The sequence below is a fragment of the Paraburkholderia sp. RL18-085-BIA-A genome (assembly GCF_046027075.1).
Lineage (GTDB): Bacteria > Pseudomonadota > Gammaproteobacteria > Burkholderiales > Burkholderiaceae > Paraburkholderia.
This window is the reverse complement of the sequence record NZ_JARESU010000712.1, coordinates 1-264: the sequence shown is the minus strand read 5'-3', so window position 1 is coordinate 264 and position 264 is coordinate 1. Positions and strand designations below refer to the sequence as shown.

The following is a 264-nucleotide window of genomic DNA, read 5'->3' as shown; positions in this document are numbered from 1 at the left end:
AACTATTTCGTCGGCGAAGCCGACCTGATTGCCGATCCGGCGCGACCATTTGTTGCGCGGATCAAGGCGGCCTTCATCCTGCTGCAGGTCGGCATGGCGCTGGGCGTCGCACAAGGCGGTATTGATTCGTGTCTCGAAGTCGAGCCGGTACTCGGTCATGTCAACCGCTTCCTGCACGACCGGCCAGACGAACTGACGGCCGAACTCGACGAAGCGGTGAGCGCGACGCAGCGACTTGCGCGCACCGCCTACGACGGCAGCACT

Annotated in this window: 1 pseudogene; it reads left to right on the top strand. The window is 63.3% G+C overall.

The features are described 5' to 3' along the window. Positions 1 to 264 (top strand): annotated as a pseudogene (locus P0D89_RS54510) (acyl-CoA dehydrogenase); the annotation flags it as partial.